The organism is Saezia sanguinis (assembly GCF_963921665.1).
Lineage (GTDB): Bacteria > Pseudomonadota > Gammaproteobacteria > Burkholderiales > Burkholderiaceae_C > Saezia > Saezia sanguinis.
The window spans coordinates 1-17,964 of record NZ_CAWUGC010000020.1; the positions used below are offsets into that span (position 1 = coordinate 1).

The following is a 17,964-nucleotide window of genomic DNA, read 5'->3' on the forward strand; positions in this document are numbered from 1 at the left end:
CAAATAAGAATCACACCGGGTCAATAATGACCCGAGGGAACACCAACGCTATTCAACAGTCTCAAATCTCGTCGCTGGTTCAATCAATACCGGCTCTTCTACGGTTTCATCAAACCAAGTGCAGAACGCTTCACTCTTACTCATGTCAACGACCTTGCCCCCACTCATTGAACGGTTTTGCATCCTCAGCATGAATGCTTTTTTCGGGCAATGCAGGCATGTGTGATGTGAATTCCGGGAGAAAAGTGGAGAAGATTTGTACCGGGTTGCTTCCTCTGTTCTCCTCTGATTTCAATACCAATAGCACCTCAGTTTAAAGGCAAGTTTTGGATTGTTCCAGATGAAATATTTTCTGAGTACCAGCAGCGCTAACTCAGTTGTGATAGGCCCCAGTTGCTGTATGAACAGAGAAGCACTTACAATCCTTGATTATTTTAAGAAGATTTCCATAGATGCAGGCTCATGCAGGCTAGGTGCTTTTGCGCTGCCTATGCCACAAATGGAGATTAAACCAAAGGAAAAAAATGAAAGTTTTGATTCTGGCAGGCGGGTTGGGAACCAGGCTGGGCGAAGAAACCGGCATTCGTCCTAAACCAATGGTTGAAATTGGCAACAAGCCAATCATCTGGCACATTATGAAGATTTATTCTCATTATGGGTTCAATGAATTTGTTGTTCTTTGCGGATACAAGCACGAAGTCATCAAGGATTATTTTGTCAATTATTTTATGAATAATTCCAATGTGACCGTTGACTTAAGAACCAACGATGTCACCGTGCACCAGAACCTGTCTGAACCCTGGAAAGTCACTTTGCTCGATACCGGCAAAGATACCTTGACCGGCGGCAGAATCAAAAGAGCACAGGAATACGTCGGCAATGAGCCTTTCATGCTGACCTACGGCGATGGCGTTTCCAACGTTGACATTACCGCACTGATTGAAAGCCACAAGAAATCCGGAAAACTGGCTACCCTGACAGCCTACCAGCCGGAAGGAAGGTTTGGCGCACTCGGGATTGATGACGACGGCATCATCAGCAACTTTCAGGAAAAGCCAAAGGAAAGCGGCTCATAGATCAATGCCGGCTTCTTTGTGCTGCAACCCGAAATTTTCGACTATATTCCCAACAGCGACCGCGCCATCTGGGAACAGGAGCCTTTGAGAGGCCTGGCAAAAGACGGCCAGCTCCACGCCTATAAACACAGCGGCTTTTGGCACGCCATGGATATGCTCAGAGACAAGGTCGAGCTCAATAACATGTGGGACAGCAATTCGGCTCCTTGGAAAATCTGGGAGAAATAACAGAAATGAAACGCGTACTGGTAACCGGCGGAACAGGCTTCATTGGCACCCATGTGGTCAATGAGCTTGTAGCAAGAGGGTATGAAGTTCACCTGCTGACATTTTCCCAAAGCCGCCACAATCAAGCCAACTTGATACAGCATGAACTGGACCTGATGGACTCCCAAAGAGTCCATGACTTTTTGCGGGCCAACCGTTTTGAATCTCTGATTCACATGGCTTGGTATACAGGCCCCAAATGCCATGCCTCTAATGACAATATCAAGTGGACCATCGCAACCCTGAGCCTGCTAGAGGGGTTTGTTGAAAATGGCGGCAAAAAATTCTTAGGTGCCGGCAGCGTTTCAGAGTACGACTTCTCTTACGGCTACTTGCGTGAGCATCAAACGCCTTTGGCCTCTCCTTCGATCTACGGAGAATGCAAGTCCTCAGCCTATCACATGGGCAAAGTCTATTGCCAAAACAACCAGGTTGACTTTCAGTGGGCCCGAATTTTTAATTTGTACGGCCCTAATGAAAAGAAAACCCGGCTGATGCCATCGGTCATCCTCTCCATGCTCAAGGGCGAAGATGTCAAGGTCAGTGACTGTCTCAAAATTCAGGACTACCTGCATGTGTTTGATACGGCCAGAGGTATTGTGGACCTGTTTGACAGCAAGGTTCAGGGCGCTGTGAACATCAGCTCCGGAGAGCCGGTCCGGCTGCGCTCCATCGTTGAAAAAATTGCAGAGTTAACCTCCTTTAAAGGGCAGATTCTCTGGGGTGCTATCCCCTCAAGTTTTGATGACCCTTTTATTGCCGGAGATAATAGCAGGCTTGTTCAGGAGGTTGGTTGGTCGCAAAAGATCAAACTGGATCATGGTTTACAAATAACAATAGATTGGTGGAAAGAAAATCGCGATGTTTAATAACGTATATCAAGGCAAAACAATTTTAGTGACCGGCCACACGGGGTTCAAAGGCTCGTGGCTCTCGATCTGGCTGACCATGATGGGCGCCAAAGTCATTGGTTACTCTCTTGACCCTTACTCACAAAAAGGCAATTTTGTCGCCAGCCATCTGTCTGAAAAATTGTTTGCCGACATCAGAGGCGATATCCGCGACTACGAAAAGCTCAACAGCGTTATCGAAAAATACCAGCCTGAATTCATTTTCCATCTGGCTGCACAGGCATTGGTCAAAACTGCCTATGCCAACCCCAAGGAAACCTATGAAACCAACCTGATGGGCTCGCTGAACATGCTGGAAGTCACCCGGCAGAATGCTTGCGTGAAAACCGTGGTCATGATTACCTCTGATAAATGCTATGAAAATGTCGAGCAGATCTGGGGTTACAAAGAAACCGATCGCATGGGAGGGTATGACCCCTATTCCTCATCAAAAGGCTGCGCTGAATTGATGATTTCCTCCTACCGCAACTCCTACTTCAACCCGCAGAAATACGCCGAACATGGCAAAGCCATTGCCAGCGTCAGGGCGGGTAACGTCATTGGCGGCGGCGACTGGTCAGACAACCGGCTGATTCCTGACTGCATCCGCTTTATCGAAGCAGGCAAAGACATTGAAATCCGCAATCCCAAGGCCACCCGCCCGTGGGAGCATGTGCTTGAACCCCTGTCAGGTTACCTGCGTGTAGGCGAAAAACTGCTGGCCGATCCCATCCAGTATGCCACCAGCTTTAACTTCGGCCCCCATATTTCTGCCAACAAAACCGTGATGGAAGTAGTCTCCAAACTGGCTGAGTACTATGGCAAAGGCAAAGTCATTGATGCATCAAGTACCGCTGTTGTGCACGAAAACACCCTGCTCAACCTTGATGTCACCAAAGCTTATGTGATGCTGGGCTGGCACACGCAGTGGAACCTGAAAGAATCGATAGAAAAGACGGTCGACTGGTACAAAAAAGCACTGACAAGCAACGATATGTATGACTTCTGCGTTGAACAGATTGAAGAATACATCAAGAGAATGGAAGCTTCTGCACCGCATCTGTAATCTGTAAGCAGGCTTCCCTGATCGGATGTTATTTTAATTTTGAATGAGAATTAACCCCGCCACAATCCAACCACCTCTTTCTTTTGAGGTGGTTGCAATGTGGCCGGATACATACTTGTTTCGAATCACTCCGTTGCATGCAACGGAGTGATTTATTTTGAAAGATAGTTTTTACCTTTGGCCATTTAACGCCACAGAACCGGTTGCATACGGCGGCAACATCTCTTTCGCGAGATTAGCCATCAAAGCCAATGCACCACCGGATGCAAAGATACGTTATTCAACAGAACTAGTCAGGTACAGCAATGGATGAAATAAAACCCTTTTTTCAAGACAATTACGCGACACTCGCTTTTTCGTCTAGTGATTACTTTATCCCCTACTTAACCGTCACACTGAAATCCATTGTAGATAACAGCGACGAGCATACCAACTATGACATCATCATCTTTTCCAAAGATGCCTCAGAAGCCAATAAAAAATATGTCATCGACTTTATTTCCAGAAAAAACATTTCTGTGCGGTTTGTCAACGTCAAAGAATACTTTAAAAACCTCAAGCTTTACACCGCTGCGCACATCACCATTGAAACCTATTTCAGGCTGGTGATACCGCTGTTTTTAAAGAACTTTGACAGAGTCTTATTTTTAGATGCCGACCTGATCATTACTGACGACATCAATAAGCTCTACAGCATGGATATCAAAGGCTATCCGATTGCAGCCACAGAAGAATGCCTGTTCTCTGCGCATATCCGCCTTTACGGCAAAGAAGCCATCGACTACGTTCATAAAAAGCTGGGGCTTTCCGACCTGGACACCTATTTCCAGGCGGGGGTCATGCTTTTTGATGTGAAGAAATTCAGTGAGTTTAATTATTCCACCAAACTCATGGAAATGGTCACCAACTTCAATTACAACATCCTGGACCAGGATGCGTTAAATGAACTGTTCAACAACAACTACTACCGGTTTGGCAACGAGTGGAACTGGCCACCAATGCAAAAGCACATGAAGGAGTTGAAATACATTGAAAAAATGTCTCCCAACATCCGTGCCAAATACCTGGCCGTCACAGACCCCAAAATCATCCATTACGCAGACAAAAACAAACCCTGGCTGGACCCGAATGAAGATATGGCCGTCACATGGTGGGACTATGCCAGAACAACACCTTATTATGAATTGATCCTGTACCGGATGAATGAAAACCTTTACGCTAAAAAAGGTGAGTACGAAGAATATATTGCATACACCATCCGATACCAGGAAAACAAATCGAATTATTTGAAATATCGCATTCTGTCAAAAATCACCTTTGGCAAAAGACGGGCACGCCATAAACGGAAAAAACAAGAAGCCAGATACGAGCTGCAAAAAGCAAATGAAATTGCGCGCAAATTTGCCATCAAACTCGGGAAATAAAGCTTCTATCCGGTATCGGCACAGTTTAATCTGACAGAAGGCCTCGCCTTCTGTCATGAAAACACTCAGAATGATCTAGCATATAACCCCGGATGGACGCATAAAGTAGAATAATCTTTAGCTGAGTATCGTCACTATCCGGCACAGCCTTGTAAAGGAATTACCTGCAGCGCCAAACTCTATTTTTATATCTTGGACTGCACCCTGCCAGTGGTATTTGCTAAAACCCGGCACCTTTGTGAAGGAACGCCATAGCAAACACAGACATACCGGTTCGCCTGTTTTAATTTGGAGGTAACTATGAGCAGTTTTATTGACCGGATACTGGCAACAAGAATCAGAGTTAAACAAATTGCAAAATCGGTTGATGAAGTTCATGCTGTTCAGGACCGGATAGAACAGTTGCTCAGAGACCTGCAACAAAACCTGCCTCATGAATTTGAAAGCAAGGCACAGGCTATACAGGGGAAAATTGACTCTCAACTGCAAATTGATTCACAACTGCAAAATGTCCACCTCACCAAGGCAGACACCCAGTTGCACCTGCTGCAAATGGCCAGGCTGTTCAATGACAACCTGTATCACCTGATCTTTCACCGGGAAGAAATTCAGACGCTGCACCAGTCCGTCTTTCCCCAGTTTGCCAATCAACATGAAGGCCGGGAAATTGCCGTTGTAGGCTGCGGCCCAACGCTCAAACAATACCAGCCAATTCCGGGTGCGGTGCATATTGGTGTCAACAAATCCTTCCAGCACCCGGCGCTTGAACTGGACTACCTGTTCATTCAGGATTACGTTTCCTCCAAAGGCTATATCGAAGCCGCCAACCAGTACCGGCGTGGCCAGTGCCAGAAATTCTATGGCATCATCCTGGGCGCATATGAAATATCTATTCCTGCCATACAGGCCATTGCAGCCAACGCCTACCGGTATTACGTCATGGTCGGCTACTCGCCATTCTGTCAGGACATTCAAAACAACCCGCTGCCTAACTTTAACTCCATTACCTTTTCTGCCCTGGCCTTTGCCCTGCTGACCAAACCCAAACGCATTTACCTGGTGGGATGTGATACAAACGAAAGTGGTTATTTTGACGGCCAATTGAACCATATGGCCCAAGCAGATTTAATGCACTCTATCAGCATCAACAAACAGGGCTGGAACCATTTTAAAAATTTCATAGACATCTTTTATCCGGATATTGAAATCGTATCGGTCAACCCGGTCGGACTCAAAGGACTGTTCAAAGACATCTATCAATAGCGCGAGACTACCGTATGAAAGTATATGCATTTGTGCCGGCCAAAGGCTCCAGTGAAAGAATTCAAAACAAAAACATGCGTTTTCTGGAGGGCGAAAGGCTCTACATCAAAGCGCTTAAAACGCTGTTGCAATGCACAGAAATCGACCGTGTTTTTCTTGACTCGGAATCGCAGGAAATGTACCAGCACGCCGACTACCTGCCCATTACATTTTTGCAGCGTGATCCGGCACTGGCCACCAACAAAACCGATGGCCACCAGATGTTCATGAACGAGGTCAACTCCTACCCTGACGCCGACATCTATGTGCAGCTGCTGTGCACATCACCGTTCATCAAACCACAGACCATTGATGAAGCCATCCGCAAGCTGAAAAACGATGCCAGCTACGATTCCGCCATTCTGATGAAAAAGGACAAATACTATTTCTGGAAAGACGGCCAGCCGGAATATGACCCCAATCATATCCCCAACAGCAAAGACCTGCCCGACACCGTTTCAGAAAGCATGGGCTTATACATCGTCAAAAAAGAAGCCGCCCTTGCCACCCAGAAACGTTATGGCACCCGCCCCTGGATGATTTTTGGTGACCCGCAGGAACTTGTTGACGTCAATAACGAAGAAGACCTGAGGTTTGCCGAAGTATATGCCAAAGGCATCAAACGCCAGGAAAGTGAATACCTGCGGCTGGTTCGCAGCTTTATCACATCCCCTGCACTCTCCGACCTGCTGGACGACATGTTTTTAGAAAAAGGAGAGCCTTGCGGCGCGGTTCTCTCCAACTGGGTCTGCAACCTGCCCGGCTCCACCGCACTGGGGCGGGCCAATACACTCAGGCTTCGCGCACTTGAAGAAGGGGAAGACTTCCACGGCATTTACGATGCGTTGGAATCCTACGCCGGCATTTCTGACAACGACATCATCGTTGTTGAAAACGAAATCAATGACTTTGCCTATTTTGGCGACCTGAACGCCACCCTGGCACTCAGAAGCGGCGCATCTGCCGCTGTGATTGACGGCGCCACCAGAGACCCCAAGCAAACCCGGTTTCTCAACTTTCCGGTATTTGCCAAAAAATACAACGCGCAAGACGTCAGACGTCGGGCAACGCTGGACTACATCAACAAGCCCGTCACCATTGGCGGCATCACGGTCACGCCGGGCGACCTCATCTTCATTGACGAATGCAGCCTGGTTGTCATCTTCCAGAAATACGAAAGTGAAGTGATGAAAAGATGCATTCAAACGCTGGCGACCGAAAAAAACATCGTCAACGAAATCATCAATAAATACCACATCAAAGACATCATCGATAACAACGGCGCGTTTTAACAAACCCAAAAAACGGGCAAGAAAATAGCTGAGTCTCAACCCGCAGTGCGTGCAATTCGGACTGCGGGTTCACTTTTGCTAAAAACATGGTACGCCCATACATCTTTGCATCACCCGGCCTGACAGTACTGATACCAGGTCAAATACCGGCACAGCTCTGATAACAGATTTCACCCTGCCACACCTGCCACCGGTTTTTACCCGACGTACCCGATACACCCCGCAAACCACCGCCAGAAGCCATTTGCAACCAATCTGGCTGATCCGGGTTTAATACAAAATACCCTATCAAAAGGAGCGTTGAAACAGTGTATTTCAAACACCTTCACGCGCCTGTATCACGAACACGCCACCATCCTGTACTACAATGAAATCACCAACTGATATGAAACAACCGAAAAATCCAGGAGGAGATATGACACAAGAAATGACAGGAAAAGTTGCTTTGGTCACCGGGGCCGGTTCAGGCATTGGCAAAGCTGCCGCACTCAAGCTGGCAGCAGCAGGTGCTGCCGTTATCGTTTCAGACCTCAACAAAGAAAGCGCCCACCAGGTCACTGAAGAAATCATCAAAGCCGACGGACAGGCAAGCGCATTTGTTGGCAATGCTGCTTCCGAAGCCGATGTCAAAGCCTCTGTTGAGCTTGCGGTCAGCACATACGGCGGGTTGCACGCTGCATTCAACAATGCAGGCGTTTCAGGTGTTTCCGGCTCCATCACCGAAATCACTGCGGAAGAGTTTCGCCGCACCATCGAAATAAACCTCTTCTCCGTTTTTTACGCCATGCATTATGAAATTCCGGAAATGCTCAAGTCCGGTGGTGGCTCTATTGTCAACACCTCATCCATTCTGGGGCTGGTCGCCACACCTTTTGCGCTCGCATATTCCACCTCCAAACATGGTGTCGCAGGCATGACCAAATCGGCGGCACTGGCTTTTGCGGCCAAAGGCGTTCGTGTCAACTCCATTCATCCGGGCTACATCGAAACCCCTTTGCTTGGCACCCTGCCCAAAGAAGCCATTGACTCCATGGTAGCGCTCGAGCCCGTCGGACGGCTTGGCACGGCAGATGAAGTGGCTGAACTGGTGCTGTTCCTGCTGTCTGACAAAGCCTCCTACATTACCGGCTCACAATACGCTGTTGACGGTGGCTACCTGAGCCAATAAAACCGCCCGCATCTTTTTTCGCAACCGGTGCAACAGCCACGGTTGCGAAGCAGCAATCCATACAACAATCCACGCCCCTGATCAGGCCTGGCCCCGCTGCATCTTTAATCCTCCTTCCTTGCCCCTGTACCTGCCAGACGACACCACGGCCAAACAACACCGTATCATTCAAAAACAACCTCGATTGCTCCATTTTTGGAACAGTGTAATCCATATTTACATATTTATTTCATAAATGAATCGATAGATAATTCTTCCATCAGCCAGACAAGGACGCCACCATGAAGCAGAACAAAAAAATAACATGGCATCATACCGATGCCGCTATCACCATTTCAAAAATATTCACTTGATCACCACGGAGTACGCCATGAACAAACTGTTTGAACCTACCCAGATCGGCCGCTACACAGTCAAAAACCGCCTCGTTATGGCGCCCATGACACGCTCCCGCGCCCACGACGACGGTACACCAGGAGAACTGGCAGCCGAGTATTACGCCCAACGCGCCGGCGTTGGTCTGATCGTGGCCGAAGGCGCGCAGCCTTCAGACGATGGGCAAGGTTACCTGACGACACCAGGCATCTACACCAGTGCTCATATTGCAGGCTGGAAAAAAATTGCTGACGCCGTACATGCCAAAGGCAGCCATATCTTCATCCAGCTCATGCATGCTGGACGCATGTCACATCCGGACAATACACCGCACCATCGCCAGGCCGTTGCACCGTCGCCGATTGCACCGGGGGCCTCCATGTTCACAGCCAAAGGCATGCAGGACATTCCCGCGCCCCGCGCACTGACCACACAGGAAGTGCACCAGACCATTCAGGACTTCCGCTACGCAGCCCGCTGCGCCATCAAGGCCGGTGCTGACGGTGTCGAAATTCATGGCGCAAACGCTTACCTGGTCCAACAATTCTTTGCGCCAAGTGCAAACACACGTACCGACCAATACGGCGGGTCGATTGAAAACCGCGCCCGTTTTGCCATTGAGGTTGCCGCCGCCATTGCCGAAGAAATCGGCGCCAACAGAACAGCCATACGACTGTCCCCTGGCACAGCCATGTGGGGCATTGATGAAGGCCCCGAAGGCCCTGACCTGTACCGTTACCTGGTGGCGGAACTCAACAAACTCAATCTAGCCTATCTGCACATCATGCACCAGGGCAATGAGCCATTGCTGGCCGATATGCGCAAACTCTGGCAAGGCACATTGATCATCAACCGTCCAGGCCGACCACGCGAACAGATTGGGGCCGATATCAACTCGGGGCTGGCTGACCTCGAAGCCTATGGCCAGATGGTGCTGGCCAACCCTGATTTTGTCGAGCGCCTGAAAACCAATGCACCAATGAACGATGCCGACCGCGCCACGTTCTTTGGCGGCACAGCGCAGGGATACACCGACTATCCTGCCGTGCAAAATATCTGAGAAAGGTGCCCCTTGATGACACCCGCTCGTTATCACCCGACCCTGACCGTATTACACTGGCTGCTGGCGGCACTGATTATCTTGGCACTGGCCATGGGAAGCCTAAAACTGCAACACATCCCAAACAGCTCGCCTGAAAAAATCATGGCGCTGCGCGGGCACATGATGGCCGGAAACCTGATCCTGCTTCTCACATTGATCCGGTTTGTCCTGCGGCTGAAAACAGCGCATCCTGCACCTGTTACTACCAACAGTGCGCTGTTGAACCGCCTGGCAACTTTCATGCACTATGGGTTGTACCTTATGGTACTGCTCACAGCCGCCAGCGGCCTGGTATTGGCGGCCCAGGCCAATCTGCCTGCCGCCGTATTCGAGGGGCGTGCCCTTTTGCCAGCCAGCTTCTCAGACTTTACCGCCCGTCAGATACATGGATGGGCCGCCATGGCTTTGCTGGCATTGATCATCGGCCATGCGCTGGCAGCGCTGTATCACCAGTTCATCCGCCAAGATGGACTGATGCGACGCATGTGGTTTGCCCGCAAGAAACCGGTCTGAATATTTGAAAATGTATTTTTTACATCTTGTTCAAAAACAGATCAGGAGGTGAAGAATGAGGGATTTTTCAGCACCCTCCCTTAATAGAAAAACGCCTGCACTTTATGAAAATCTTCTCCTGGCCTAATTATTTTCCCCTTCAATTCTTGAAGGGTAAATTTCAATCCACTGTTGAATGGCACTGAGTATCTGTGAAAAATCATTTTCATCGAGATCAAAAAATAATCGCCAATCATCCTTTGATGCATAAGGATACTTTTGCGTAAAGCCAGGTTTAAGCTCGCAATTAAGAATTACCGCGATTCTGACGACGTTATCAATGCAGGAAACAAACGCCAGCTCAAGGCACGGTTCCGTAAAGCGCAAATGAGAAAAAGAAGGTAAACGCCTATCTGCCAATGCATTGAACCATGCATACAGCCGGCAAAGGTCAGAAGCTTCTAGGGCAGGATCAATTTTTTCAAACAGATCATCATCTTGCCTCACAGTAACTTTCAGTAAGCACCAGTCATCTGCCAGATCTGGAAATTCATAACCCAGGATATCCAGCCTCAGTTCAACAGCATGATCTTTACTCTTTAATGAAAACATTGAATAACAATCCGCTCCAAAGTGAACACTGCTCTTAAGCCATCAGAACTCATTTTATTCAACATGTGGTTTGCATACCCGTAAATCAAAAGACAAGCCAGAAAAACGCTCGGCGTGTTTTCATTCTTAATGGTTGTGAGTCTTTAATGGAAAAACTGATTTAGATTGCCAGTGTTTGTTGAGTTGACCGCTTTCAAAGCAATTCATCTTTCTGTTAACTCAAACAAACAATTCAATTCATTTTGTCACTTTGCATAATACTTGCGCAAAATCTCCGTCAGCCAGTCAAACACAGCCAGCACATGCGCAGAAGTCATGGTGCGTTGCGGACGGTAAAGATACATCACCCAGCGTTTGCGCATCATCTCAGGAAATAACTCCACCAGCCTGCCGCTTTCAAGATGCTTGTTGCACATATAGTCGGCCAGCAGCGAGCAAGTCATTCCGGACAATGCCGCAGAAAGTTCGCTATAAGGATCATCGGTAACAAAGCGCTGTTGTTTTGGATACAAATGCAAATCGTCGTTAATCGGCCAGCCCCACGCACGCCCTGTATTCACATTGATTAAATTGCTGGCAGGAAACCGTTTTTGCAAATCGTCCAGATCTTTTGGCTGCCCAAGCTTGGCCAACAACCGTGGCGAAATGACAAGTTTATCCTGCATTTCGCTGATCTTACGAACAATCATCAGCGGGTCAGGCTCAAAACCGACCCGCACCCCCATATCAATCTGATTTTCAACTAAATGCAGCTTGGCCGAATCCACCCGCCAATCTATGCGCAATTCCGGGTAATCCGCGCACTTCGCCACCAAGTCTGCCAATATGGCATCGTTTTCGGGCAACCTCAGCACAGTGATGCGCACCACTCCGCTCATATTGCCCTGCTTTTTTTGCGCCGTGGCAAACAGCTTTTCACCGTCCAGCAAGTACTGCTGGGCCTGCGGCAAAAAGCGCTCGCCAAACTCGGTTAGCTGCATATTGCGCGTATTGCGAACAAAAAGCAGTGCCCCTAACTCCTCTTCCAGTTCGGCAATCACGCGTGTGACCACCTGCGGTGACACCGACATCCGCAGCGCTGTTTCGCGGAATTGCAAGGTCTCGGCAGCGGTACAGAAATACTTCAAGGCATCCAGTCGATTCAGCATGATTATTCCTGTTTTAAGAATTATCAATTCCTTATTTATTCATTGTATCAGAGTAATCAGACGCTGATAATCAACATATCCAGATAAATCTGATGCCCATTGGCAAAAAGACCCATCGCATGATTCACCCATAAATTCACCGGTCAGGAACAGATATGAAAAACTCTTTTTCCCGCAGAGAAATTTTACAAACCACCATTGCTGTGAACGTTGCCCTTGGCATCAGCGCATCTGCGGCAACCGCCAGCCCCCAACCTCCCGTCAATACAGGAGCACCTCATATGCAACTGACTCAAGAGTGGGACAAAACCTTCCCCAAAAGCGACAAAGTCGATCACCAAAAAGTAACTTTCAAAAACCGTTACGGTATCATGCTGGCAGCCGATATGTATATGCCGCCAAACACCGGTAATCAAAAACTGGCCGCAATTATTTTAAGCGGCCCGTTTGGCGCGGTAAAAGAACAATCATCAGGCTTTCATGCACAGATTTTGGCGGAGCGCGGTTTTGTAACACTGGCGTTCGATCCGTCATTCACAGGTGAAAGCGCAGGCGAGGTTCGTAACGTGGCATCCCCTGATATCTACACGGAAGATTTCAGCGCAGCGGTAGATTTCATTGGCTTGCAGCCTTTTGTCGACCGCGACCGCATCGGCGTGCTGGCCATTTGCGGCCTAACCGGCATGGCCATTACCGCAGCGTCAAGTGACTCCCGCATCAAAGCAGTGGCAACGACTGCAATGTACGATATGTCACGCAGCATGAGCAAAGGTTATCAGGACTTTTATACACAGGAACAACGCCAGAAAGTGGTGGATTACCTCAGCCAACAGCGCTGGGCTGATGCCGAACAAGGCACATTTGCCACAGGGCTGCATGAAGTTCCGTTTGATAAAAACGGAAACATCGTCAAAGCCGACCGCTTATTTCCTGATGTGTTGCCGGCAGATGCCGATCCCGTTTCAAAAATATTTTTTAACTATTACAAAACACCGCGTGGTTTCCACCCCAGGGCAATTAACTCTACAACCGCCTGGACGGCGACCACACCCATGTCATTCTTCAGCTTCCCGCTCATGGATAACATCAAGTACGTTTCACCACGCCCTCTTCTGTTGGTAACCGGCGACAAGGCCCACTCCCGCTACTATTCGGAAGACGTCTATAAAGCCGCCTCTGAACCCAAAGAACTGGTGGTTGTCGCCGGTGCCGACCATGTGGATTTATACGACAACCTGGACAAAATTCCTTTTGACAAGTTTGAACAATTCTTTAAAGAACATTTGAGATAACTTGTTTTCAAACACCCTCGCGGTAAACCAAATCTAGCCCCAAAAAACTGCCTGTCTGAAACAGACAGGCAGGCAGCTTTACCTCACCGCCAAAAGGTTCATGGTAGACGGTGGCCCCTGATCTGCTTCCTTCCATTTTCCATTCAGCATCAAATAAACAAAAGACCCTTCCCGATGACAGACTCAACAAATCAGGCCAATAACCGACTGCTGATACCCATCTTAACCCTTGGCGTATTTGGCATCCTGAACACCGAAATGGGCGTGGTCGGCATTATTCCAATCATCGCCAGGCAATTTAACATCAGCGTGCCCGACGCGGGCTGGATGGTCAGCCTGTTTGCTTTGGTGATAGCGTTTGCCGCACCAGTCGTACCGCTATTCTTTTCCAAAATGAACCGCAAAACCGCAATGACATTGGCGCTGTCGGTATTTGTCATCAGCAATATAGTTTCCATTTTTGCTCAGAGCTATACCGTGCAACTGGTTTTTCGGGCTATTCCCGCCTTTTTCCACCCTGTCTACATCACCATTGCCTTTACCACAGCAGCAGCTTCGGTGAGTAAACAAGACGCACCCAAAGCAGTCGCAAAACTGTTTATCGGCGTATCGGCAGGTATGGTGCTGGGCGTACCGATAACCAGCTTTATCGCTGACGAATGGGGGTTCAGCATGGCCATGGTGTTCTTCACCGCGGTGAATGTCATCGTACTGGCGGCAACGCTGCTGTTCGTGCCATCCATGCCGGCAGGTAATAAACTGACATATGGTGAACAGCTCGGTGTATTGAAAAAAATGATCTTATGGCTTTCGGTAGCCGCCGCCATTTTAATGAACGCCGTCATGTTCGGCTTTTATAGCTACCTTTCCGATTACCTGCAATCGGTTACGCTGTTGCCTTTTAAAATCATCAGCCTGTTGCTATTTGTGTATGGAATGGCAAATATTATCGGCAACGTTTTTGCCGGCAGATTGCTTGCCAAAGCACCCTCCCCAACGCTCATGACCATGCCCGTACTACTGCTCGCCTTGTATGCTTTGCTGTTTGTGATGGGCAAGTCCGCCTTTGCCGTCACAGCCATTCTGCTACCGCTCGGGATCGCCGTTGGCATTGCCAACAACAGTAATCAATACATGGTCAGCACCGCCGCCCCTGAAGCGCCGGAGTTCGCAAACGGATTGTTCCTGACCGCAGCCAACCTTGGCACCACACTGGGAACATTTGTTTGCGGGCTGTTCATTTCCGGCTGGGGTGCGCAATACGCCATACTTGGTGCGATGCTGTTTGCCGCACTGGGAATTATCGGAATCGCGTTGAGAACATATCTGCACAAACCTAAAGGCCCATCTGAAAACTACGCCACCCCGGCACTGGCATCGACTTGAATGTAAAAACTCCGACAACATTATGAACAGGCACATGACTTGCCCATATACTTAAATTAATCGGTTTGGGGAAATTTCAATGCGTGTCTGCAGACAGAAAAGCACAAAACACCTTGATTTCTAATGATTTTCAGCCTTTAGCGAAAGACTAAAATAGAAAATTGGAGCGGGAAACGCAACTCTCATTAGCACATAAATACCATTGAAAAACAACAATAATTACTTTCAATGCCCTTCATTAGGTACTTAATTGTGTACACATTCTCTAAAATTAGCAAGTCCCTTTTTATTAGGTTTTTACTATATGTTATTTCTTCCCGCTTTTAGACAGAACTGATTTCAAAATCATACCTAATAATCTAAGTTCCAGTAAACCTTCCTGAATGTGTCGTGCATGGATGCACAGCACATTCGAGTAGGCGACAAGTGAGAGCGCGTCAGGGAATCCTTAGCGCTCAAATACTGCTGCGATCACTGCTTCTGGGGCTTGCTTACGAATACATGCCTCTGCAACCGATGAGAACTCCGCATCATATTTTATTTTTTCTTTTAATTTAGCAATCGACACTTGTTTCATCAACCAAACCAATGCCTGTGCCCTCTGTGCCTTGGCTCCTCGATAATCTTCAATCAACGATAGGCACTCATCCCACTTTTTTCCACGCTTTTGATTAAGCTTATCAATTCTATTCAAACCAAGAATTTCTATGGTTTTCTCTGCTTTGAATTTCTCGAATTCATCTATACCACCTGCTAAAACGGCGATGCAACCATCATCATCGCGATCATAGGAAATTAGCCTCGTCTGATCAGTTAAAGGATCAATTAAAACAGCACCTTCAAGTCTCAATTGAGTCTCTGAGCAATGCACTACTGCACGGCATTCCCCATCCATTAAGGGGAATTGATCACTTTTCTTGGTATTAATCAGGTGTCCAGCGATCACATAATTTTTCCAGTTAAAGGTAAGCCACCAATAACCGGCTTCATAGCTGCCATCCAGATTTTTTACACGGCCCTTCGGACGAAAATGGTCAACGTGAATCGGTGAAATGGACTCTTCAGCTTCGGTGTACCAACATTTATTGGCGAATTGACCCATAAGCCAATCGCGTATACGAGCGTCACGCCAGAAGCCTTCGTATTCATCCAGTATTACTTGTCTTTCCCTTTCATCAGCGGCAGCTTGTAGTTGCGCAGTAATAGCATCAGCTTCGGCAACCCAGTCGGCCGGTGGCGTACCTTGGATTATCACTTTGCGCATGCTTACTCCTTTAACTTATCGGCCAGTTCTTGAGCAAGCGACGACAGATCATCTATTCGTTGAGCTTTCACTAGCTGATCCATGATTTTCTCAGCGATGGCATTTTGTTCTTTCAGCTCATCCTCACTTAGCAGTTCGTCGAGTGGTTTGCTTCTGACTTTGTACATCTGCTCGATGAATAATTGATACATTGGGTCGCGGTATTCTCTTGAAAATCCTAAGTCATCCAGGCGAACCACTAAACAGTTCAGTTCCTGCTGCTGGTTATGGTTGAGGCCTTCATGCTTGCGTTTGGCTAGTAAATCGTTACGGCGTTGCAACATGTTTAAAGTATGGCGGTCTAGCGTAGAGGGCAAACCAAACATTTCACTTTTTAATAGGCCAGATACACCCATACCTTGGGGGTGTTCGTCAGGCTGTTCAACCAACGTACTGCCATCAATTTTACGAATAATATGGACTTGTTCTTTTCTGAGTGAACCAATCATCATTGGGTCGTGAGTGGTGATCAAAATTTGTGATTCGCCTTGTACGATTGAGCTTTTTTCGGAACTTAATACGTCCTCAATGTCGTCAAAGTAGCGCAACTTCCAGACGGGGTTGAGATGGGTATCAGGTTCATCCAACAAGAAAAGACAATGGTCATCACGTGTGATACGCATCAGGCCCAAGACGGTGAGCATTTGCAGTTCACCTTCAGAAAGGTGAGTAAAGCTTACCTTACCGCCATGCTCATCACGCTTCTTGACCATAATACGTACTTCATCAATCAGATCGCCGATATAGGCTCCTTCAGCGTAGCGGAAGAAGCTATCAGGCCCACCTACCAGATCGCCTAGTTGCTTGAGTTTTTCTTTATTCGGCACATACAAGTACAACTGCCTTTGTTTTTCTGTGCGACCACGAAAATCAATTTGCTTGCTGGCCTCCTGTTCAATAGGGGCCCAAGCTACTTGCCAGAGCTTGTCGAGAAACTCGCTCACCACATTGCCGCGCGCATACCAAAAGCGAGGATCACCTTCATTAAGTTCCGTCTCATCGAATTTGCCACTACGGCGTTTTTCACGCAGTCGATGAGGCTCTTTCAAAACGAATAACGCTGATTCTAACGATTCGATATGCAGGTTTTTCAACACTTTTTGAAATATCGGGTCATCGGATAGCAAACATGCCAGTAGAACCAGTTGACTATGACCGCCGCGACAGTAAAACAGACGACGCAGACGATCATCTCCGGCTTGCTTTAAACGTGATTCACGGCGGCGTTTAGCTTCTTCCAGCGCACGAATCTCAGCATCGCTAGCGCTAAAATTCTCTAGCAAACGTTCTGGGAGCACTTCATCGGTGGTGATTTCCTGACGCAAGTTAAAACGGCGTTGGTGTTCTTGAAACAATTGCTCTATACGCTCATTGCGGCCGGAGTAATAAGCAAAAATATGCGATGGCAACAGTTCGCGGTTTTTCAGTAAATACCCCTGGGATTCACTTTTTTCATCAATCCATACATAGGGACGTTTTTGTTTGGCGGTGTCTGCCTGAATGCGTACAACCCGGCCTCGAATTTCATATTCCAGTGTGTAATCAAAGCTGGCATCATGGTCGAGATCGACATCGCGAAACAGGGTAATCAGCGCTTCGACAAAATTTGACTTCCCCATGCCGTTTTGGCCAATCAGAGCATGACTGCGAATGTGTTTGGGTTCGTTGTCAGTGGCTACACCCGCCACTGGTTCCAACTTAGAGGCAAAGTTTACTTCCAGATTGTGTAGGTTGCGAAACTGCGGAATGGCTAAATATAGAAGCTGCAT

14 protein-coding genes and 1 pseudogene are annotated in these 17,964 nt (G+C 47.9%); 11 read left to right on the top strand and 4 right to left on the bottom strand.

Going from position 1 to position 17,964, the window contains the following annotated elements; translation table 11 throughout:
- The first annotated feature begins 524 nt into the window (after positions 1–524).
- The 9 genes and pseudogenes from rfbF to AACY98_RS14435 all read left to right on the top strand — a co-directional run bounded on the left by rfbF (position 525) and on the right by AACY98_RS14435 (position 10,475).
- Positions 525–1,304, top strand: a pseudogene (rfbF, locus tag AACY98_RS14395) (glucose-1-phosphate cytidylyltransferase).
- 5 nt (positions 1,305–1,309) lie between these two features.
- Entirely contained in the window at positions 1,310–2,212 is a 903-nt protein-coding gene (locus AACY98_RS14400) for an NAD-dependent epimerase/dehydratase family protein (RefSeq protein WP_126980511.1), read from the top strand.
- On the top strand, positions 2,205–3,299 hold the full coding sequence (gene rfbG / locus AACY98_RS14405) for a CDP-glucose 4,6-dehydratase (protein WP_339806113.1): 1,095 nt from the start codon (positions 2,205–2,207) through the stop codon (positions 3,297–3,299). Before AACY98_RS14400 ends, rfbG begins: the two co-directional genes overlap by 8 nt.
- A 305-nt stretch (positions 3,300–3,604) precedes the next feature.
- Entirely contained in the window at positions 3,605–4,723 is a 1,119-nt protein-coding gene (locus tag AACY98_RS14410; RefSeq protein WP_339806115.1) for a glycosyltransferase family 8 protein, read from the top strand.
- A 300-nt stretch (positions 4,724–5,023) separates the two neighbouring features.
- Positions 5,024–5,986, top strand: a complete 963-nt coding sequence (locus AACY98_RS14415; protein WP_339806117.1) for a hypothetical protein — start codon at positions 5,024–5,026, stop codon at positions 5,984–5,986.
- 14 nt (positions 5,987–6,000) lie between these two features.
- Positions 6,001–7,317, top strand: a complete 1,317-nt coding sequence (locus AACY98_RS14420) for a cytidylyltransferase domain-containing protein (RefSeq protein ID WP_339806119.1) — start codon at positions 6,001–6,003, stop codon at positions 7,315–7,317.
- Between the two features lie 415 nt (positions 7,318–7,732).
- Positions 7,733–8,485: an SDR family NAD(P)-dependent oxidoreductase gene (locus tag AACY98_RS14425; protein ID WP_339806121.1), complete on the top strand. Its 753-nt coding sequence runs from the start codon at positions 7,733–7,735 to the stop codon at positions 8,483–8,485.
- 370 nt (positions 8,486–8,855) lie between these two features.
- The gene (locus AACY98_RS14430) at positions 8,856–9,920 is read left to right on the top strand and encodes an alkene reductase (protein ID WP_339806123.1); all 1,065 of its coding nucleotides are present in this window, start codon (positions 8,856–8,858) and stop codon (positions 9,918–9,920) included.
- A 15-nt stretch (positions 9,921–9,935) separates the two neighbouring features.
- Complete coding sequence (locus AACY98_RS14435; protein ID WP_339806125.1) at positions 9,936–10,475, top strand: cytochrome b; 540 nt, start codon at positions 9,936–9,938, stop codon at positions 10,473–10,475.
- Positions 10,476–10,598: 123 nt separating this feature from the next.
- Here the strand turns inward: AACY98_RS14435 and AACY98_RS14440 are convergent, their stop codons facing one another.
- Together AACY98_RS14440 and AACY98_RS14445 are read right to left on the bottom strand one after the other, a co-directional pair.
- Positions 10,599–11,066: a WapI family immunity protein gene (locus tag AACY98_RS14440; protein WP_339806127.1), complete on the bottom strand. Its 468-nt coding sequence runs from the start codon at positions 11,064–11,066 to the stop codon at positions 10,599–10,601.
- 245 nt (positions 11,067–11,311) lie between these two features.
- Positions 11,312–12,214: a LysR family transcriptional regulator gene (locus AACY98_RS14445; RefSeq protein ID WP_339806129.1), complete on the bottom strand. Its 903-nt coding sequence runs from the start codon at positions 12,212–12,214 to the stop codon at positions 11,312–11,314.
- Between the two features lie 155 nt (positions 12,215–12,369).
- On the opposite strand from AACY98_RS14445, the gene AACY98_RS14450 reads away from it, so the two are divergent.
- Entirely contained in the window at positions 12,370–13,506 is a 1,137-nt protein-coding gene (locus AACY98_RS14450) for an alpha/beta hydrolase (protein ID WP_339806131.1), read from the top strand.
- Positions 13,507–13,680: 174 nt separating this feature from the next.
- A complete protein-coding gene (locus AACY98_RS14455; protein ID WP_339806134.1) occupies positions 13,681–14,892 on the top strand; it encodes an MFS transporter in 1,212 nt (403 codons plus the stop codon).
- Between the two features lie 448 nt (positions 14,893–15,340).
- Here AACY98_RS14455 and AACY98_RS14460 read toward each other — a convergent pair whose 3' ends face one another.
- Complete coding sequence (locus tag AACY98_RS14460; protein WP_339806137.1) at positions 15,341–16,156, bottom strand: hypothetical protein; 816 nt, start codon at positions 16,154–16,156, stop codon at positions 15,341–15,343.
- Positions 16,157–16,158: 2 nt separating this feature from the next.
- A complete protein-coding gene (locus tag AACY98_RS14465; protein ID WP_339806139.1) occupies positions 16,159–17,964 on the bottom strand; it encodes an AAA family ATPase in 1,806 nt (601 codons plus the stop codon).